Source organism: Nocardioides silvaticus, assembly GCF_003160695.1.
GTDB classification, from domain to species: Bacteria; Actinomycetota; Actinomycetes; order Propionibacteriales; family Nocardioidaceae; genus Nocardioides; species Nocardioides silvaticus.
Genome location: NZ_QGDD01000006.1, coordinates 1 through 17202, shown reverse-complemented (window position 1 = coordinate 17202; position 17202 = coordinate 1). Strand labels below are relative to the sequence as shown.

The 17202-nt window shown below is 70.5% G+C and carries 23 protein-coding genes; 16 read left to right on the top strand and 7 right to left on the bottom strand.

All coding sequences use genetic code 11. From position 1 onward, the window contains the following. Genes DJ010_RS22470 through DJ010_RS13445 form a run of 9 tightly spaced genes read left to right on the top strand, consistent with a single transcriptional unit; the run spans nt 1 to nt 4507 of the window. Nucleotides 1-1290 (top strand): SRPBCC family protein, encoded by a 1290-nt coding sequence (locus DJ010_RS22470; protein ID WP_158283018.1) that lies wholly within the window; start codon nt 1-3, stop codon nt 1288-1290. Beyond that, complete coding sequence (gene gvpJ, locus DJ010_RS13480) at nt 1287-1724, top strand: gas vesicle protein GvpJ (protein ID WP_109694608.1); 438 nt, start codon at nt 1287-1289, stop codon at nt 1722-1724. The genes DJ010_RS22470 and gvpJ (DJ010_RS13480) overlap by 4 nt, the downstream gene beginning before the upstream one ends. Further along, a complete protein-coding gene (locus DJ010_RS13475) occupies nt 1721-2467 on the top strand; it encodes a GvpL/GvpF family gas vesicle protein (RefSeq protein ID WP_109694606.1) in 747 nt (248 codons plus the stop codon). Before gvpJ (DJ010_RS13480) ends, DJ010_RS13475 begins: the two co-directional genes overlap by 4 nt. Then, a complete protein-coding gene (locus tag DJ010_RS13470) occupies nt 2467-2709 on the top strand; it encodes a gas vesicle protein GvpG (RefSeq protein WP_109694604.1) in 243 nt (80 codons plus the stop codon). The genes DJ010_RS13475 and DJ010_RS13470 overlap by 1 nt, the downstream gene beginning before the upstream one ends. Then, nucleotides 2696-2950, top strand: a complete 255-nt coding sequence (locus tag DJ010_RS13465; protein ID WP_109694602.1) for a gas vesicle protein GvpO — start codon at nt 2696-2698, stop codon at nt 2948-2950. Before DJ010_RS13470 ends, DJ010_RS13465 begins: the two co-directional genes overlap by 14 nt. A 1-nt stretch (nt 2951) precedes the next feature. Then, entirely contained in the window at nt 2952-3287 is a 336-nt protein-coding gene (locus tag DJ010_RS13460) for a gas vesicle protein (RefSeq protein WP_109694600.1), read from the top strand. Further along, nucleotides 3280-4041, top strand: coding sequence for a GvpL/GvpF family gas vesicle protein (locus tag DJ010_RS13455; protein ID WP_109694598.1), 762 nt, complete (start codon nt 3280-3282; stop codon nt 4039-4041). The genes DJ010_RS13460 and DJ010_RS13455 overlap by 8 nt, the downstream gene beginning before the upstream one ends. Beyond that, nucleotides 4038-4220: a gas vesicle protein GvpJ gene (gene gvpJ / locus DJ010_RS13450; RefSeq protein WP_109694596.1), complete on the top strand. Its 183-nt coding sequence runs from the start codon at nt 4038-4040 to the stop codon at nt 4218-4220. Before DJ010_RS13455 ends, gvpJ (DJ010_RS13450) begins: the two co-directional genes overlap by 4 nt. Then, nucleotides 4217-4507: a gas vesicle protein K gene (locus DJ010_RS13445; protein WP_109694593.1), complete on the top strand. Its 291-nt coding sequence runs from the start codon at nt 4217-4219 to the stop codon at nt 4505-4507. Before gvpJ (DJ010_RS13450) ends, DJ010_RS13445 begins: the two co-directional genes overlap by 4 nt. On the opposite strand, the gene DJ010_RS13440 is transcribed toward DJ010_RS13445, so the two are convergent. Next, a complete protein-coding gene (locus DJ010_RS13440) occupies nt 4504-4926 on the bottom strand; it encodes a hypothetical protein (RefSeq protein WP_146207350.1) in 423 nt (140 codons plus the stop codon). The two genes, DJ010_RS13445 and DJ010_RS13440, sit on opposite strands and share 4 nt — an antisense overlap. Nucleotides 4927-5064: 138 nt before the next feature. On the opposite strand from DJ010_RS13440, the gene DJ010_RS13435 reads away from it, so the two are divergent. Next, nucleotides 5065-5784, top strand: a complete 720-nt coding sequence (locus DJ010_RS13435; protein WP_109694589.1) for a response regulator transcription factor — start codon at nt 5065-5067, stop codon at nt 5782-5784. Nucleotides 5785-5824: 40 nt separating this feature from the next. Then, complete coding sequence (locus DJ010_RS13430; protein WP_245927548.1) at nt 5825-7213, top strand: sensor histidine kinase; 1389 nt, start codon at nt 5825-5827, stop codon at nt 7211-7213. On the opposite strand, the gene DJ010_RS13425 is transcribed toward DJ010_RS13430, so the two are convergent. Continuing rightward, nucleotides 7195-8106: a hypothetical protein gene (locus tag DJ010_RS13425; protein WP_146207349.1), complete on the bottom strand. Its 912-nt coding sequence runs from the start codon at nt 8104-8106 to the stop codon at nt 7195-7197. The genes DJ010_RS13430 and DJ010_RS13425 overlap by 19 nt on opposite strands. Before the next feature lie 166 nt (nt 8107-8272). Here DJ010_RS13425 and rocD point away from each other — a divergent pair, with 166 nt between their 5' ends. Together rocD and DJ010_RS13415 are read left to right on the top strand one after the other, a co-directional pair. After that, nucleotides 8273-9505: an ornithine--oxo-acid transaminase gene (rocD, locus tag DJ010_RS13420; RefSeq protein ID WP_109694583.1), complete on the top strand. Its 1233-nt coding sequence runs from the start codon at nt 8273-8275 to the stop codon at nt 9503-9505. 127 nt (nt 9506-9632) lie between these two features. Beyond that, nucleotides 9633-9845 (top strand): hypothetical protein, encoded by a 213-nt coding sequence (locus DJ010_RS13415; protein WP_109694581.1) that lies wholly within the window; start codon nt 9633-9635, stop codon nt 9843-9845. A gap of 21 nt (nt 9846-9866) precedes the next feature. Here DJ010_RS13415 and DJ010_RS13410 read toward each other — a convergent pair whose 3' ends face one another. The 3 genes from DJ010_RS13410 to DJ010_RS13400 all read right to left on the bottom strand — a co-directional run bounded on the left by DJ010_RS13410 (nt 9867) and on the right by DJ010_RS13400 (nt 11967). After that, nucleotides 9867-10709 (bottom strand): hypothetical protein, encoded by an 843-nt coding sequence (locus DJ010_RS13410; protein WP_109694579.1) that lies wholly within the window; start codon nt 10707-10709, stop codon nt 9867-9869. Then, the gene (locus tag DJ010_RS13405; RefSeq protein ID WP_158283017.1) at nt 10706-11269 is read right to left on the bottom strand and encodes an RNA polymerase sigma factor; all 564 of its coding nucleotides are present in this window, start codon (nt 11267-11269) and stop codon (nt 10706-10708) included. Before DJ010_RS13405 ends, DJ010_RS13410 begins: the two co-directional genes overlap by 4 nt. Nucleotides 11270-11373: 104 nt before the next feature. After that, the gene (locus DJ010_RS13400; protein ID WP_109694574.1) at nt 11374-11967 is read right to left on the bottom strand and encodes a TetR/AcrR family transcriptional regulator; all 594 of its coding nucleotides are present in this window, start codon (nt 11965-11967) and stop codon (nt 11374-11376) included. Between the two features lie 49 nt (nt 11968-12016). Between DJ010_RS13400 and DJ010_RS13395 the strand changes: the two genes are divergently transcribed. Then, entirely contained in the window at nt 12017-13585 is a 1569-nt protein-coding gene (locus tag DJ010_RS13395; protein WP_109694572.1) for a flavin-containing monooxygenase, read from the top strand. Continuing rightward, nucleotides 13582-14424, top strand: a complete 843-nt coding sequence (locus DJ010_RS13390) for an SDR family NAD(P)-dependent oxidoreductase (protein ID WP_109694570.1) — start codon at nt 13582-13584, stop codon at nt 14422-14424. Before DJ010_RS13395 ends, DJ010_RS13390 begins: the two co-directional genes overlap by 4 nt. On the opposite strand, the gene DJ010_RS13385 is transcribed toward DJ010_RS13390, so the two are convergent. Beyond that, nucleotides 14421-15773 carry a threonine/serine exporter family protein gene (locus DJ010_RS13385; RefSeq protein ID WP_109694568.1) on the bottom strand — a complete coding sequence of 451 codons (1353 nt, stop codon included), beginning with the start codon at nt 15771-15773 and terminating at the stop codon, nt 14421-14423. The two genes, DJ010_RS13390 and DJ010_RS13385, sit on opposite strands and share 4 nt — an antisense overlap. Before the next feature lie 37 nt (nt 15774-15810). Between DJ010_RS13385 and DJ010_RS13380 the strand changes: the two genes are divergently transcribed. After that, a complete protein-coding gene (locus DJ010_RS13380) occupies nt 15811-16329 on the top strand; it encodes a ribonuclease FAU-1 family protein (RefSeq protein WP_109694566.1) in 519 nt (172 codons plus the stop codon). 752 nt (nt 16330-17081) lie between these two features. Here DJ010_RS13380 and DJ010_RS13375 read toward each other — a convergent pair. After that, on the bottom strand, nt 17082-17202 hold a 121-nt coding region (locus tag DJ010_RS13375; protein ID WP_146207348.1), incomplete at its 5' end, for an integrase core domain-containing protein.

Genomic DNA, 17202 nt, shown 5'->3' with positions numbered 1-17202 from the left:
ATGGCTTCCAGCACTGCTCAGGACAGGCTCAAGGACGCATCGAAGGCGCTCCTCGACACGTTGGGGGACCGCGCCATGGGTGCCGTCGAGGGCAAGGTCGGCGACCTGACCTCGAAGATGGAGTCATTGGCCGAGAACGGCGGTCTCCACCTGCCGAAGACCGGCCTGAAGGACGCCGCGTCGAAGGTCAAGGAGGCAGCTCCCTCGCCCGGCGCGCTCAAGGCAGGTGCCGGCGTCGGCGGGGCGGTGGCCAAGACGGTCGACAAGGTCAAGGACGTCGTGCCCGGGCTCGGAGGCGGGGGCGACGGCGGCGGCAGCGAGACGAAGGTGACGACGATCCTCGAGGAGATCGACGTCGGGGTCCCGATCGCGCTCGCGTACGACCAGTGGACCGAGTTCGGCGCGTTTCCCACCTTCATGAAGAAGGTCGAGAAAGCGCACGCCGAGGAGGACCAGAAGATCAAGTGGAAGGCGCAGATCTTCCTCTCCCACCGGGAGTGGGAGTCCACGATCCTCGAGCAGCAGCCCGAGGAGCGCATCGTCTGGAAGTCCGAGGGCAAGAAGGGGTACGTCGACGGAGCGGTCTCGTTCCACGAGCTCACCCCGGACCTGACGCGGATCATCGTCGTGCTCGAGTACCACCCCCAGGGGCTCTTCGAGCGCACGGCGAACCTCTGGCGTGCGCAAGGGCGCCGGGTCCGCGCCGAGCTCCTCCACTTCCGCCGGCACGTGATGGCGCACACCGTGCTCGACCCGGACTCTGTCCAGGGCTGGCGCGGCGTCATCGAGGACGGCGAGGTCGTGCAGGGTCCCGACGAGGCCGACGAGGACGAGCCCGACGAGGCGCCTGAGGACGAGTACGACGACGAGGGCGACGACGACGTCGAGGACGAGTACGACGACGAGGACGACGACGACCTCGACGACGAGGAGGACGACGAGGACGACGACGAGGACGATTACGACGACGAGTCCGAGTACGACGACGAGTCCGACGAGTCCGACGAGGACGAGGACGCTGACGACGACGTTGAGGACGAGTACGACGAGCAGGAGGACGACGAGCAGGAGGACGACGAGCAGGAGGACGACGAGCAGGAGGACGACGAGCAGGAGGACGACGAGCAGGAGGACGACGAGGACGAGGACGACGAGGACGCTGACGTCGAGGACGAGTACGACGACGAGGACGACGAGGACGACGAGGACGACGAGGACGACGAGGACGAGTACGCCGACGACGACGTCACCGACGAGATCGACGACGAGTACGAGGAGGACGAGCGATGACCGTGCAGACGACATCCCGCCGGCAGGGCGGCGGCTACCTGGAGCGGCCCGCACCCAGCGGTCTCGCCGACGTCATCGAGATCATCCTCGACAAGGGCATCGTGATCGACGCCTACGTGCGGGTCTCCCTCGTCGGCATCGAGCTGCTCACCATCGACGCCCGGATCGTGATCGCCAGCGTCGACACCTACCTGCGCTTCGCCGAGGCGACCAACCGCCTCGATCTGGGCACGGCGGAGGGCCAGGACCTCGACGACGTGCTCAGCAGCCTGCGTGAGGGCGGCGCCAAGAAGAAGACCAAGGGCGCGTTGAGCGGGGTGAAGGAGGCGCTCACGCCGGGCAGCGACAAGGACGACGACTCCGACGAGGACGAGAACGAGGAGAAGCAGCGCAGCCGCAGCTCCTCGCGTCGTACGTCGCGGAGCCGGTCGTGACCGCGACGGAGGTCGAGCAGACCGCCCTGTTCGTCTACGGCGTGGTGCGAGCCGACGCCGAGGTCCCCGAGATCCCCGGCGTCGCCGGTGCCGTGATCCACACGGTCGCGCACGACGAGGTGATGGCGGTCGTCGGCGACGTCGACGTCAGCCGGCCCGTCGTGCGGAAGGCGGACCTGCAGGCCTACCAGCAGGTGCTCGACCGGCTCGCCGTGTCGGGCCCGGTGGTCCCGGTGCGTTTCGGCACCGCACTGCCGGACGCGACGAGCGTGATCGACGTGCTGCTGGCCGACCGGCCCGATCTCGTCGAGCTGCTCGACGCGCTCGAGGGTCGCAGCCAGATGACGCTGCGCGCGCGGTACGTCGAGGACGTCGTGCTGGCCGAGGTCGTCGCGGACGACCCGGTGATCCGCGACCTCAACGAGCGGACCCGCGGCCTGCCCGAAGAGGCGTCGTGGGCCGACCGGATCCGGCTCGGCGAGCTCGTCGCCCGGGCGGTGGACCGGCGCCGGCAGGACGACGCAGCGGACCTGCTCGACACCGTGCTGCCGCTGGCCGTCGAGCACCGCACCCTGCGCGGGGCCGGCCTCGACCACGTCGTGGAGGTCGCACTGCTCGTCGACCACGACCGCCGCGAGGAGCTCGAGCAGACGCTCGAGGCCTACGCGGAGGCGGTCCACGAGCGGATCCGGTTGCGGCTGGTGGGCCCGCTGGCGCCGTACGACTTCGTCGGGACGACGTGATGGGGATCCTCACCGGCATCCTCGGCCTGCCGCTCGCACCGCTGCGCGGCACGGTCGCGATCGGCGAGCAGGTGCTGCGCCAGGCCGAGGCGGCCTACTACGACCCCGCCGTCATCAAGCGTCAGCTGGAGACCGTCGAGGAGCAGCACCGCGCCGGCCTGCTCACCGACGAGGAGGCGGCGTGGTGGGAGTCCGAGCTCCTCGAGCGCCTGGTGGAAGGAGCCGACCGTGTCCGGCCCTGAAGCCGTGAAGCGCGCCCGCCACCACGTCCAGGGACTGACCGGCAGGGAGACCGAGGCCGTCATCGGTCTGGAGAAGGACGAGGACCGGTGGACGGTGCTTGTCGACGTGGTCGAGCTGCGGCGGGTACCGAGCACGACCGACGTCCTGGCGACGTACGAGGTGGCTCTCGACGACGACGGCGACCTGGTCGGCTGCCGCCGGCTGCACCGCTACGTCCGCGGCAGCACCGAAGGAGATTGAGATGACCGAGTCACCACGCGCGCCGGAGCGGCCCGGACCCTCGTCGGTCACCGGACCCTACGAGCGCTCGTCCGGGCCGCAGTCGCTGGCCGACGTCCTCGACCGGGTGCTCGACAAGGGCATCGTCATCGCGGGCGACATCCAGGTGAACCTGCTCGACATCGAGCTGCTCACGATCAAGATCCGGCTGCTGGTCGCCTCGGTCGACCGGGCCGAGGAAATGGGCATCAACTGGTGGAAGAACGACCCGATGCTCTCGGGGAAGCGCGACGAGCTGGAGCAGGAGAACAAGGAGCTCCGCGAGCGGCTGGAGGCACTGGAGGCGCGCCATGGGTGACCAGGGCTACTACCTCTACGCCGTCTGCCGCGGCTTGGACCCTGCGGTGCTGGCCCGGGTCGAGGGGGTCGGGCCGGCACCGCTGGAGGTCGTCGAGGTGCTCGACCTGCAGGGGGTGGTGAGCGCCGTCGACCTCGAGGAGTACGGCGAGGCCGGCCTCCGCTCCAACCTCGAGCGCCTCGACTGGGTCGAGCGGACGGCTCGGCGCCACGACGCCGTGGTCCAGGCCTGCGCCCAGCACGCGCCGACCGCGCCGATGCGGATGGCCACGATCTACCTCGACGACCGCAGCGTCCGCGACCGGCTCGAGCTCGCCTACGACCCGCTCGCAGCGGCGCTGTCGCGCGTCGAGGGTCGGCAGGAGTGGAGCGTCAAGGTCTACGCCACGCCGTCCGGCCCCGTCCGCGAGGACAGCGAGGCGGTCGTCACCAGCGGAGCCGCCTACCTCCGGGCCAAGAAGGCGGCCGCAGAGAGCCGGCGCACGGCCGAGGCCCGCGCGATGCGCGCCGCCCGCCAGGTCGACGGCGAGCTCAGCGCGATCGCCGTCGCCACCCGCCATCTCCGCGCGCAGGACCCGCAGCTGTCCGGGGTCAGCTCGACGATGCTGCTCAACGGCGCCTACTTGGTCGACGCCGAGGACGCCCCGGCCTTCGCCGAGCAGGTCGCGGCGCTCGTCGCCTCCCTGACCGACATTCACATCGCCTGCGGGGGCCCTTGGCCGCCGTACTCCTTCGCCACGGTGGAGGAGCCGTGACCGTCCTCGCCGAGGAGCAGGCGTACGGCGACATCGCGCTCGTCGACCTGCTCGACCGGCTGCTCGGCACCGGGGTGGTCATCGTCGGCGACGTCGTCATCAGCCTCGCCGGCGTCGACCTGGTGCAGATCAGCCTGCGCGCCCTGATCAGCTCCGTGCGCGAGGACATGGGCCTGTGAGCGAGCGGAGCAAGCTGGCGCAGCGGCTCGAGACCGATCCCGAGTCCGTCGAGCGCGACCTGCTCAAGCTGGTGCTGACCATCGTCGAGCTGGTGCGGCAGCTGATGGAGAAGCAGGCCCTGCGCCGCGTCGACGAGGGCGACCTCTCCGACGAACAGGTCGAGTCGCTCGGGCTGGGGCTGATGAAGCTCGAGGAGGCGATGGAGAACCTCAAGGAGCGCTACGACCTCACGGCCGACGACCTCAATCTCGACCTCGGGCCGCTCGGGACGCTGCTTCCCCGCTAGCTCGCCGACTCGGACGACGACGGTTCCGACGACGGGTCGGCGGGGAGAGGCTCGTCGTCGGACGACTGCCCGTCGGACTCGTCGCCGGGGAACCGCATCTGCCCGCCCGGCGGCAGACCTGGCATCCCGGGGTGGAACATCGGGCCGAAGCGTTGCTCGCCGCTCCGGTCCGGGTGGGAGTCGCTCACGAGCGCGGTCGTGGCGGCGCCCCCGGCGGCACCGAGGATGACGCCGGCGACAGCGACGGCGGCCACGGCGCGCATCCGGAAGACCCGGTCGCGCCAGCGCGGCTGCGGCGCCACGGCGGGTGCGTCGGCTGCCCCAGGTGCGGCGGATGTGGGAGCAGCAGGTTGTGCGACCGGCGGCGGAGGCGCGTCGGTCGGCTCGGCAGGGTCGTTCACGTTGTCGTGATCAGTCATGTTGTTCACGCTGCACCCGGACGCTGTGCCCCACCTGTGCGCAGCCCGTCGACTTCCCATGATCGGCCGCGTCCGGCACTCCTCGTCCGCACACCGCCCTCACAGCGGACTCACAGGCAGTCCGGCCAGACTAGGGGCATGAGCCAGCCCGACGACCTCACCCGCCCGGACGGCTCGCCGGTGCGCGTGCTCGTCGTCGACGACGAGGTTAACATCGCCGAGCTCATCGCGATGGCGCTGCGGTACGAGGGCTGGACCGTCGACGTCGCCCACACCGGCTCGAAGGCGGTCGCCGCTGCGAAGGCCGAGCGCCCCGACGCGGTGGTCCTCGACTGGATGTTGCCCGACTTCGACGGCCTCGAGGTGCTGGGCCGCATCCGGGCGGCCGAGCCCGCCGTACCCGTCCTCTTCCTCACCGCTCGCGACGCCGTCGAGGACCGTGTCGCCGGGCTGACGGCGGGCGGGGACGACTACGTGACCAAGCCGTTCTCGTTGGAGGAGCTGGTGGCGCGGCTGCGGGCGCTGGTACGACGCGCAGGGCTCGCCGTCGCGCAGAGCAGCAGCCTGCTCGCTGTCGGCGACCTGACCCTCGACGAGGACTCCCACGAGGTCGTGCGCGCCGGCGAGGAGATCCACCTGACGGCGACCGAGTTCGAGCTGCTGCGCTTCCTGATGCGCAACCCGAAGCGGGTCCTGAGCAAGGCGCAGATCCTCGACCGCGTGTGGAACTACGACTTCGGCGGCCAGGCCAACATCGTGGAGCTGTACATCTCCTACCTCCGGCGCAAGATCGACGCCGGGCGGGACCCGATGATCCACACCATGCGCGGCGCCGGGTACGTGCTGAAGCCGGCCTGACCCCACGATGCGTCCTCCCCGCACGCTCACCTCGCGGCTGGTGCTGACGACAGTCGCCCTGGTGGCGCTGGCGTCCGTGCTCGTCGCGGCGGCGACGACCTTCGCGATGCGCGACTACCTGACCGACCAGCTCGACAGCGAGCTTCGAGAGACGCTCGACCGCGCCACTGGTCCCGGCCCCTCGGAGCTGCCGGACCAGCCACCCGACGAGGAGTTCGCCGGGATCCGCGGGCAACGCGTCGGCACCCTGACCGTGAACTTCGGCGACTGCGGCCCCAGCACGATCATCACCGCCGACGGCCCGGGCCGCGCCACCGTCGAGGAAGTCCCCGGTGTAGTGGTCGACGAGCTCGGACTGCGTGAGAGCACAGACCAACCCGCCACCGTGGCGATCGAGGGCTACGGGCGTTACCGCGTTCTCAGCGACCAGGACTGCACCCTGGTCGGACTCCCCACCGAGAACGTCGACGATGCCGTCATGTCGCTGGTCCGTTGGGAGCTGGTCCTCGGCGCGCTGGCGGTCCTGCTGGCGGGCATCGCCGGCAGCCTCGTCGTACGACGCCAGCTCCGGCCGCTCTCCGACGTGGCGGCGACAGCGCACGAGGTGGCCGAGCAGCCCCTCGACACCGGCGCCGTCGGCGCCCTGGCCCGGGTCCCCGACCACCTCACCGACCCCGACACCGAGGTGGGGCAGGTCGGTCAGGCGCTCAACACCCTGCTCCAGCACGTCGAGTCCTCGCTCGACGCCCGGCACCGCAGCGAGCAGCAGGTGCGGCAGTTCGTGGCCGACGCGAGCCACGAGCTGCGGACCCCGCTCACCACGATCGTCGGCTACACCGAGCTCGCCCGCCGGCGTGGCGACGTCGAGGCCACCGAGACCGCGCTGGCCAAGGTCGAGGAGGAGGCTGCGCGGATGACCGCCCTGGTCGAGGACCTCCTGCTGCTGGCCCGGCTCGACAGCGGCCGGCCGCTGGCGCAGGAGGCGGTCGACCTGACCCGGCTGCTGCTGGAAGCAGTCGAGGACGCACGGGTGGTCGCGCCCGACCACCGCTGGCGACTGGAGCTGCCCGACGACGCGGTACCCGTCGAGGTGATCGGGGACGGTGCACGACTCCACCAGGTGGTCACCAACCTGCTGACCAACGCCCGCAAGTACACCCCGCCCGGCTCCACCGTGACCGTTGCCGTACGCGACGACGGGTTCGAGGTCCGTGACGACGGTCCGGGCTTCCCGCCGGACCTGGTGCCGGTGGCGTTCGAGCGGTTCTCGCGCGGCGACGCGTCGCGTCACCGCGAGGGCGGCCTCGGCCTCGGTCTCGCACTGGTCCGGGCGATCGTCACGGCACACGGTGGCACGGTCTCGCTCGCCACCGAGCCGGGACTGACGACGGTTCGGGTTGCCGACCTGCCCTACGAGAAGACCCGGTAGGTCGCGACGACGGTGAAGGACTTGACGTCATAGCTCGCCCCGCCGCCGACGCCGGCGCTCCAGATGAAGTGCGGCTTGCCGTCTGCGACACCGAGGAAGTGGCGTTTGTACTGCTCATGGCCCCGGTGCAGGCGAACGCGGGATCCCGCTGTCATGCCGGTGAGCCACTTCCCCTCGTCGGTGAGGTAGGCATAGCCGATCTCCGACCCGCGGTGGCCCCGCGCGCTCCCACCGAAGATGTCGAGCCGGACGGACGCCCACTTCCAGTTCGGGTCGCGCGGGAAGTAGATCGCATTCGCGGTGGCCGCGTAGGACTCGCGCCGTCGCGCGCATGAGCGCGAGCGGTAGCCCAGCGATCCGGACCACGTCGGACGGGCCGGTCGCTTCAACGCTCCGCACTTTCCTCGATCCCGATCAATGACGGTGGCCGCTGCGTTCACGGTCCGGCGCCATGTCTTGGTGCGCCAGCGCGCGGGATCGAGCCGGACGTCCTGGGTCATCACTTTGCGACGATTGTTGCGGTCGACGACTGTGAGCGTGATGGTGTAGGTCCCCTCCGGGTAGAGGCGATCCGTGTACCCGTAATGTCCGGTCCATCCGAAGTGAAGCTCGTCGTTGAGGTAGAACTGGGTCGTGTTGCCCCTCTCGGCAACGACCACCGCGCCGGCTTCGTTCGTGATCGTGAAATCGATCGACCGCATGGTCTCGTCGATGTCACGCGACTCGTAGAGCCTGACGGCGAGGTAGTCGAGGTAGTCGTCGTGCGCTGGGTAGAAGACGAGGGGATCGACTGACATCTCGACCGGCACCTGCAGGAGGCCCCGGTCCTCGACCGACGCGGGTGCAGGCGCCGTGAGCACTCCCATGCCGAGCGCGATCAGCGCCACCACCACGAGTGCCCGCTTCGTCGTGCACATTGCCGTTCCCCCGAATCCGCTGCACTGACGGCTTCAGGCTATGCGAACAGATCGACTCGGACCGGGGTTTTCAGATTGTCTGACAATCCGTGATAGACAGTTCGCAGACCTTTGAACCAAGCGCAGCAGAAGGAGGCGGGACATGAGCATCACCACCGGTACGACGGGCACTGGGACTCCGACCACGTCGCTGGAGGTCGAGCGCGCCGAGGCGCGCACCGCCCACAACTACCACCCGCTGCCGGTCGTGCTCGCACACGGCGAGGGCGCGTGGATGACCGACGTCGACGGCAAGCGGTTCCTCGACCTGCTCGCCGGCTACTCCGCGCTCAACTTCGGTCACAGCCACCCGCGGCTCCTGGCGACGGCGCACGCCCAGCTCGACAAGCTGACGCTGACCAGCCGGGCGTTCATCCACGACGAGTTCGCCGACTTCTGCGCCGCCCTGGGTGACCTGTGCGGCAAGGAGCTGGTGCTCCCGATGAACACCGGCGCCGAGGCCGTCGAGACCGCGATCAAGGTCAGCCGCAAGTGGGGCTACGAGGTCAAGGGCGTGCCGGCCGACCAGGCCCGGATCGTCGTCGCGACCGGCAACTTCCACGGCCGCACCACGACGATCGTCGGGTTCTCCGACGACCCCGACGCCCGCGACGGCTTCGGCCCGTTCGCGCCCGGCTTCGACATGGTGCAGTACGGCGACCTCGCGGCGCTCGAGGCTGCGATCACCCCCGACACGGTGGCCGTCCTGATCGAGCCGATCCAGGGCGAGGGCGGCGTGATCATCCCGCCCGAGGGCTACCTGCGCGACGTCCGCGAGATCTGCACCCGCGAGAACGTGCTCTTCGCCGCGGACGAGATCCAGGCGGGCCTCGGCCGCACCGGCCGCACGTTCGCGTGCGACCACGAGGGGGTCGTGCCCGACCTCTACATCCTCGGCAAGGCGCTCGGCGGCGGCATCGTGCCGGTGTCGGCCGTTGTCGGCAACCGCGACGTGCTCGGCGTGCTCAAACCCGGCCAGCACGGCTCGACCTTCGGCGGCAACCCGCTCGCCTGCGCGGTCGGCCACGAGGTCGTGCAGATGCTCGCGACCGGCGAGCTCCAGGACCGGGCGACGGAGCTCGGCGAGATCCTCCGCGAGCGGCTCGCCGCCCTCGTCGGCAACGGCGTCGTCAGCTTCCGCACCCGCGGCCTGTGGGCCGGCGTCGACATCGACCCGGCCATCGGCACCGGTCGTCAGGTCTGCGAGCGGCTGATGGAGCGCGGCGTCCTCGCGAAGGACACCCACGGCTCGACGATCCGACTCGCTCCCCCGCTGGTCATCTCCGAGGAGGACCTGCACTGGGGCCTCGACCAGCTGGCCGCCGTCTTGTCCTGAGCCTGTCGAGGGTCTTGTCCTGAGCCTGTCGAAGGGTCTTGTCCTGAGCCTGTCGAAGGGTCCTGTCCTGACCGGCTGACCGCCCCTGCCGGGGGTACCTCCCTCCCCACACAGGGAGGTCACGGCCATGCGCAGAGGCAGCGGTATCGGTGGGGCGATCGTGGTGATCTGGCTCCTGATCGGAGTCCTCGCCGCGTTCCAGCGGGACTACTTCGACCCCGACGACGACGTCAGCTGCCGGGAGTTCGCCGACACCGCGCTGACGATCGTGGCGGGACCGCTGAACTACGTGGGCGTCAACCCGAAGGTCGACTGCAAGACCCCGCAGCCGTCGAAGTAGCAGTACTAGCTGTCGTAGCCGTCACTGCGGAAGGGCGAGCGCCGGGTCCGCAGCTGCCGCCAGCAGGTCGGCGACCCCGAACCCGAAGCCGGTGACGCCGGTGGTGGAGTTGTTGCCGAACAGCGGGTCGGCGATGATCCCGACCGCCACCCCGTCGTCGCGTACGACGAGCACGGCGGTCACGTCGCCGTTGTGAACCTCGCGGGCGCGGGTCACGCCGTCCGGCAGCCGTGGCTCGTCGACCTGCCGCCAGCCTCCGAACGAGAGCTCGACCTGGCTGCCGCGGGCGGAGGTACCGACCTCGATCTGCACCATGCCCAGCCCGCCCTCGCCGGGGACGCTCCAGCCCAGCTTCGTGCCGAGCGCGTCGAAGTCGCACCCGGGGATGCCGCTGGTCTGGACGTTCGACGGCTTCCGCTCCAGGTGCTCGTCCTGCGGATCGAGGTGCTGGACCAGGACGTCGCGGTAGGACCGCAGCACCGGCGCGATGACCGGGTCCTCCCAGAGCGGGTCCTCCATCCGCTCGCGCATCTCCTGCTCGGGCGAGAGCGTGGTTGCCTCGCACTCCGGCTCGGGGTCCTCCGAGGAGCTGGGCGACGGGGCACCTGAAGGGCCGGTGGACGCCGTCGAGGCACTGCCGCTGCCGGCGACGTCGAGGTTGGTGGACGCCGGCTCGTCGTCGCCCGTCCGGCCCACGGCGTAGCCGCCGCCCACCAGGCCGGCCACCACGGCAGCGGCCGCGACCGGGGCCACCCACCGTCGCGGCTGGCGGTCGTCCGCGCGGACTGCCGCCATCAGCTCGGTGCGTCGCCGGGCCCTGGCCTCGTCGCTCAACCGCCGCTCGGGGACGTGCTGCTCGTTCATCGCTCCTCCTCGGTCCGGTCCATCAGCTCGGCGAGCCGGCCGCGCGAGCGCGACAGCCGGCTGCGGACGGTGCCGACGGGGACGTCCAGCACCTGTGCGGCCTGCTCGTAGGTGAGGCCGTCCCAGGCGACGAGCACCAGCACCTCGCGGTCGCGCTCGCCGAGCCGGCTCACCGCGGCGACCAGCTCGGCCATCCGCCGCTCGTCGTCGACCCTGCCCGCGACGTCATCGGCGTGGTCGGCCACGCGGACGTCCTCCTCGACGACGTGCAGCTTGGCTCGCAGCGCCGCGTGCCGGCGCTGACTGCGCAGCTGGTTGCGGCAGACGTTGCCGGCGACCGTGTAGAGCCAGGGCAGGAGCGTGCCGTCGTACGCCGTCGCGCGAGCGCGCACGCGCCAGACCTCGAGGAAGGCGGCCGCCATCGCGTCCTCCGCCGCCGACCACGACGCCGTACGACGGAAGCAGAAGTTGTAGACCCGGTCCGCGAACCGGTCGTACACCTCTCCCATCGCGTCCACGTCGCCCGACCGGAGCCGGGCGGCGAGGTCGTCGTCGGTCACGTCCTCACTCTCGTCGATCCCGAGCCTCGTCGCCTGCATGCCCGGTCATGTCCGGCACCGGGTCGAGGGTTCCGCCCGGATCCCGACCTTCTCCCGAATGCCGGTCAGTCGGCGGTGCCGACCAGCGCCGGGAGCGCGTCGGTGACGATCTGTACCAGCTCGTCGCGGGTCACGCCGTTGGCGTCGTCGCACCAGGTGAGGACGGTGTCCTCGACGAAGGCCACCCAGCCGCGGACGACGAGCCGGGTCCGCGGGGTGTCGACGAGGAGCGCCTCGACTCCCGGCGTCTCGAACGTCCGGTCGATCATCCGCGTGCGGGCCCGCTCGTAGATCGCGCGCACCGCCTCGTTGCCGCCCGCCGCGGCCAGCACGAGCGAGCGGTAGCCCTGGTGGTTGGCGATCACGTAGTCGACGTACGCCGTCAGCGATGCCAGCAGCTTCGCGATCGGGTCGTCGCCCTCCGGCGGGGCCGTCTGGGCCACGAGGTCGTCGGCCGCCCGCTGCACCACCGCCTCCCGGAAGCCCTGCTTGCTGCCGAAGTAGTGGTAGAGCAGCCCGCGCGAGATCCCAGCCTCCTCGGAGAGCCGGTCGATGGAGATCTCGTCGATCGAGCTGCCGGCGAACAGACGCAGCCCGAGCTCGAGCAGCTGCTCGCGGCGCTCGTCCGGGGAGAGCCGGGTGCGGGTGGTCGCGGTCACGCAGACACTCTATTGACGAACGTTCAATAACGCCAGTACGGTCGACGACATGGCCGAGAAGACCACCCCGAGGACCGCCGCGACCGCGGTCGACCACCTCATCGTCGGCGCCGGCTTCGCCGGGCTCGCCGCGGCGATCAAGCTGCAGGAGGCGGGCGAGCGCGACTTCGTCGTCGTCGAGAAGGACAGCGACGTCGGCGGCACCTGGCACATCAACACCTACCCGGGTGCGGAGTGCGACGTCCCCAGCCAGCTCTACTCCTACTCGTTCGCGCTCAACCCCGATTGGTCGAAGGTCTACTCCCCCCAGCAGGAGATCTGGGAGTACACCAAGCGGGTCGCCGAGGAGGCCGGCGTCCTCGACCGGTTCGTCTTCGACACCGCCGTCCTCGACGCCGCGTGGGACGAGGCCGCGCAGCGGTGGCGGGTCCGGGTCTTGACGAGCTCGACCGGCGAGTCCAGGGAGTACGTCGCGCGCACGATCATCTCCGGCTCCGGCGGCCTTTCCGAGCCGCGCCTGCCCGAGATCGAGGGCATCGATGCGTTCCAGGGAGAGATCTTCCACTCGGCCCGCTGGAACCACGACGTCGACCTGGCGGGCAAGCGGGTCGCCGTGATCGGCACCGGCGCGTCGGCGATCCAGCTCGTCCCCGAGCTGCAGAAGGTGGTCGGTCACCTCGACGTCTACCAGCGCACGCCGAATTGGGTCATCCCCCGCAACGAGCGCCGCTTCACCGGCATCGAGAAGGCGGTCTTCCGGCACGTGCCGGGCGCCCAGCGGCTCGCCCGCGCCGCCGTCTACGCCCAGCTCGAGGGCCGCGCCCCCGCGTTCACCCGCTTCCCCGCCCTGCTCCAGGTCGTCGAGCGGCAGTGCAAGAAGAACATCGCCAAGGCGATCTCCGACCCCGTCCTGCGCGAGAAGGTGACCCCGACCTACCGCGCCGGTTGCAAGCGGATCCTCATCTCCAACGCGTGGTACCCCGCGCTCGCCGCCGACAATGTCGACCTGGTCACCGACCCGATCACGAAGATCACGGGCGACGCGGTCGTGACCGCCGACCCTTCGACAGGCTCAGGGACCACCGAGCGGCCGATCGACGTGCTCGTCGTCGCGACCGGGTTCTACGTCACCGAGCCGCCCATCGCCCAGCACATCACCGGCCGTGACGGCCGTACGCTCGCGGACGTCTGGGACGAGCAGGGGATGGCGGCCTACAAGGGCACCACCATCCACGGCTTCCCGAACCTGTTCCAGATCGTCGGCCCCAACACCGCGCTCGGTCACTCGTCGATGATCTTCATGATCGAGTCGCAGGTGCGCTACATCGTCGACGCCGCCCGCACGATGCGGCGCGAGGGTCTCGCGACCGTCGAGCCGAGCGCCGAGGCGCAGGCCGAGTGGACCGCGTCCATGCGGGAGCGGATGAAGCCGACCGTCTGGACGACCGGCGGCTGCGCCAGCTGGTACCTCGACAAGTTCGGCAACAACACCACGCTCTGGCCGGGCCAGACGTTCACGTTCCGCAGCCACCTGTCGCGCTTCGACGTCGACAAGTACGACGTCGCACCGCTCACCCCCGCACCCCGTGTCACCACCGCCGAGGAGGCGCTCGCATGAAGTCCCTGAAGGACAAGGTCGTCGTCATCACCGGAGCCGGCTCGGGCATCGGCCGAGCGCTGGCGCTCGACGTGGCGGGCAAGGGCGCGCTGCTCGCGATCTCCGACGTCGACGAGGCCGGCCTCGCCGAGACCGCGGCCCTGGCGGACAAGGCGGGCGCCAAGGAGGTCCGCACCGACCGGCTCGACGTCGCCGATCGCGACGCGTTCGCGGCGTACGCCGACGACGTGGCCACCCACTTCGGCCGGGTCAACGTGGTCGTCAACAACGCCGGCGTGGCGCTGGCCGGCGACTTCGTCGACCTGGAGATGAAGGACATCGACTGGATCATCGGCATCAACTTCTGGGGCGTCGTCCACGGCTCGAAGTTCTTCCTGCCGCACCTGATCGCCTCCGGCGACGGCCACCTGGTCAACATCTCCTCGCTGTTCGGGCTGGTCTCGATGCCGGGGCAGAGCATGTACAACGCGTCGAAGTACGCCGTGCGCGGAATGACCGAGGCGATCCGCGAGGAGATGCTCGTCGCGGGGCACCAGGTCGGTGTGACCGCCGTCCACCCCGGCGGCATCAAGACCGCGATCGCCCGCAACGCACGGGTCTCCGACCACGAGGACAAGGCCGCGACGGCGAAGCTGTTCGACGAGAAGCTCGCGCGGATGACGCCGGAGAAGGCGGCCGCGATCATCGTCAAGGGCATCACCAAGAACCAGGCCCGGGTGCTGGTCGGCATCGACGCCCACCTGATCCACCACTTCGGCAAGCTGACCGGATCCCGCTACCAGGACCTCATCGCGATGGGGTCCAAGCGGGTGCTGCCGAAGAAGACCACGATCGTCTAGTCGCTGCGCGCGCCGTCCGACCCGCGGTTGCGCCGGGTCCTCATCCGGGTCACACCGACCAGGCGGGGCCCGGCCAGGCGGCTCTCCACGCGGCGCGCCTCGCGCTTGACCGGCTGGGCGACGTACTCCCCCAGGATCACGCCCGCCGCGAGCGCGATCGCGACCGATGCGGCGGTCACCATCGCCAGCAGGCCGCCGGCGACGAAGCCGCGCTCGGCTTCGCCGAGCAGGGAGAGCCCGCGGTAGATGGACAGACCGGGCAGCATCGGCACGATCGCGGGGACGACGATCACCAACGGTGGCACCCGGATCCGGCCCGCGACCGTGTAGCTGACCAGACCGACGGCGAACGCCGCGATCCCGGTCGCCCACGGCCGGCCGAAGTCCTGCAGGTCGATGGTCTGGCTGATCGCCGTCGCGAACGCGGCCAGCAGGCTCAGCGGCAGCAGGGTGCGTTTCGGACCGTAGGAGCCGTAGGCGAAGGCGGCGGCCGCGATGCCGGCGCCGACCGCCGCGGCGCTGACCGAGGTGAGGTCGAAGCGCGCGGGCTCCAGCGAGGGCAGGTCGACGCGCAGCGCCGCCGCCACGCTGATGCCGCCGCTGACGCCGGCGATGATCCCGGCCGTGGCCAGCAACGCCTCGAGGATGCGGGCGCCACCGGTGACGTAGAAGCCGGAGAGCGCGTCCTGGATGGCGCCCATGAACCCGATGCCGGCCAGGAGCATGATGATGTTCGCGGTGACGACCAGCGACGCGTCGACCTCCACCACCGACTCGAAGGCCCAGGTGACCACAGCGGCGATGACGGTGGCGACCGCGCCGCCGGCGACCTGCTGGTAGAAGTACGGGATCCGGCGCCGCGCCATCGCGAGCTGGAGCCGCACGATCGCCACGGCGGCGACGAACGCGACCGCGATCACCAACGCGTCGCCACCGAGCATCAGCGCGATGCCCGCGCAGCTGACACCGGACCCGAGGATCGCCGCCCAGCGCGGCCGGGCGTGCGCCGAGCTCGCGATCCGGGCGATGCTGCCGCGCGCGTCCTTGAGCTCGACCCGCCCCGCCACCACGTCACGGACCAGGTGGTCGACGCGGGTGAGGTCGTCGTAGTCGATCTCGCGCTGCGTGACCTGGCGGATCTGGATCAGCGGCGGCTCGTCCGGCGCCGCTTGCGCGCTCATCGCGAGCGAGGTGAAGGTGACGTCGACCTGTGGGGCGCGGACGCCGTAGGCGCGGGCGACGGAGTCCATGGTCGCGGTCACGTCGGCCGCGCCGGCGCCGTTCGACAGCAGCATCTCGCCCACCCGGAGACACAGGTCGAGCACCTGCGCGAGCTGCCGGGAATCCATGCGGACGATGCTTGCAGACCTCTGATAGACAGCGGGGGTGACCCCTGGTGAGCCGATCCGTGTCGTGATGACGAAGTGGGGTGGCCGGCCGCACTGGGAGTACGACGGCGTCTTCCTCGGCACCGACCAGCACGGCGACTGGCTCGGCTTCCCGAGGGGGACGTTCTACTCCCGGCCGGGCCTGGAGTTCGTCGGCGAGTTCACCGGCGTGGTCGTCGTGCCCGCCGGCGGCGCCGCCCACCTGGCCGCGTTCAACGACCGGGTCGCGAAGGCAGCGATCTACGTCGACATGACCACCCCGCCCACCTGGGACGGCACGACGCTGCGCGCCGTCGACCTCGACCTCGACGTGATCAAGCTGCAGGACGGCACCGTCTACGTCGACGACGAGGACGAGTTCGCCGAGCACCAAGTGGCGTTCGGCTACCCGCCCGAGGTCGTGACCATGGCCGAGCGGTCCGCCGCCGCGGTGCTGGCCGCCGTGCAGCAGGGCGTGGCGCCGTACGACGGCACCGCGGAGACGTGGCTGCGCCTGCTCCCGGTCGTCGAGGAGTAGAGCGAGCGCAGCGACTCCGGTCGTCGAGTAGGAGCGAGCGCAGCGAGCGACGTATCGAGACGCCCGACACGTGCCCACTCACCGTCGGGCCTTCGTCTCACCGCGTCTCGATACGCCCTCGCCTAGCGGCTCGGGCTACTCGACGACCGAAGGAAGCGCGGCGCTCTTATCGGTCGTCGAGGAGGAGAGCGAGCGCAGCGCCGTCCGGTCGTCGAGTAGGAGCGAGCGCAGCGAGCGACGTATCGAGACGCCCGACACGTGCCCACTCACCGCCGGGCCTTCGTCTCACCGCGTCTCGATACGCCCTCGCCTAGCGGCTCGGGCTACTCGACGACCGAAGGAAGCGCGGCGCTCTTCCGGTCGTCGAGTAGGAGCGAGCGCAGCGAGCGACGTATCGAGACGCCCGACACGTGCCCACTCGCCGTCGAGCCTTCGACTCACCGCGTCTCGATACGCCCTCGCCTAGCGGCTCGGGCTACTCGACGACCGAAGGAAGCGCGGCGCTCTTCCGGTCGTCGAGGAGGAGCGAGCGCAGCGAGCGACGTATCGAGACGCCCAACCGTGCCTACTCACCGTCGGGCCTTCGACTCACCGCGTCTCGATACGCCCTCGCCTAGCGGCTCGGGCTACTCGAGCGCAGCGCCGTCCGGTCGTCGAGTAGGAGCGAGCGCAGCGAGCGACGTATCGAGACGCCCGACACGTGCCCACTCACCGCCGGGCCTTCGTCTCACCGCGTCTCGATACGCCCTCGCCTAGCTGTGATGTCCAGCCAGGTTGTCCAACCGGGTGATGGGTGGGAGGCCACCTAGGGCTGAGTGGGGCCGGTGGTGGTTGTACTGGTGCAGCCATCCTGCCAGCGCGGCTCGACGGGCG

Excerpts from the sequence above, each read along its gene's own strand:
- DJ010_RS22470 (WP_158283018.1), top strand. The coding sequence starts at position 1 with ATGGCTTCCAGCACTGCTCAGGACAGGCTCAAGGACGCATCGAAGGCG.
- gvpJ (WP_109694608.1), top strand. The coding sequence starts at position 1,287 with ATGACCGTGCAGACGACATCCCGCCGGCAGGGCGGCGGCTACCTGGAG.
- DJ010_RS13470 (WP_109694604.1), top strand. The coding sequence starts at position 2,467 with ATGGGGATCCTCACCGGCATCCTCGGCCTGCCGCTCGCACCGCTGCGC.
- DJ010_RS13460 (WP_109694600.1), top strand. The coding sequence starts at position 2,952 with ATGACCGAGTCACCACGCGCGCCGGAGCGGCCCGGACCCTCGTCGGTC.
- DJ010_RS13455 (WP_109694598.1), top strand. The coding sequence starts at position 3,280 with ATGGGTGACCAGGGCTACTACCTCTACGCCGTCTGCCGCGGCTTGGAC.
- DJ010_RS13440 (WP_146207350.1), bottom strand. The coding sequence starts at position 4,926 with ATGACTGATCACGACAACGTGAACGACCCTGCCGAGCCGACCGACGCG.
- DJ010_RS13435 (WP_109694589.1), top strand. The coding sequence starts at position 5,065 with ATGAGCCAGCCCGACGACCTCACCCGCCCGGACGGCTCGCCGGTGCGC.
- rocD (WP_109694583.1), top strand. The coding sequence starts at position 8,273 with ATGAGCATCACCACCGGTACGACGGGCACTGGGACTCCGACCACGTCG.
- DJ010_RS13415 (WP_109694581.1), top strand. The coding sequence starts at position 9,633 with ATGCGCAGAGGCAGCGGTATCGGTGGGGCGATCGTGGTGATCTGGCTC.
- DJ010_RS13410 (WP_109694579.1), bottom strand. The coding sequence starts at position 10,709 with ATGAACGAGCAGCACGTCCCCGAGCGGCGGTTGAGCGACGAGGCCAGG.
- DJ010_RS13395 (WP_109694572.1), top strand. The coding sequence starts at position 12,017 with ATGGCCGAGAAGACCACCCCGAGGACCGCCGCGACCGCGGTCGACCAC.
- DJ010_RS13390 (WP_109694570.1), top strand. The coding sequence starts at position 13,582 with ATGAAGTCCCTGAAGGACAAGGTCGTCGTCATCACCGGAGCCGGCTCG.
- DJ010_RS13385 (WP_109694568.1), bottom strand. The coding sequence starts at position 15,773 with ATGGATTCCCGGCAGCTCGCGCAGGTGCTCGACCTGTGTCTCCGGGTG.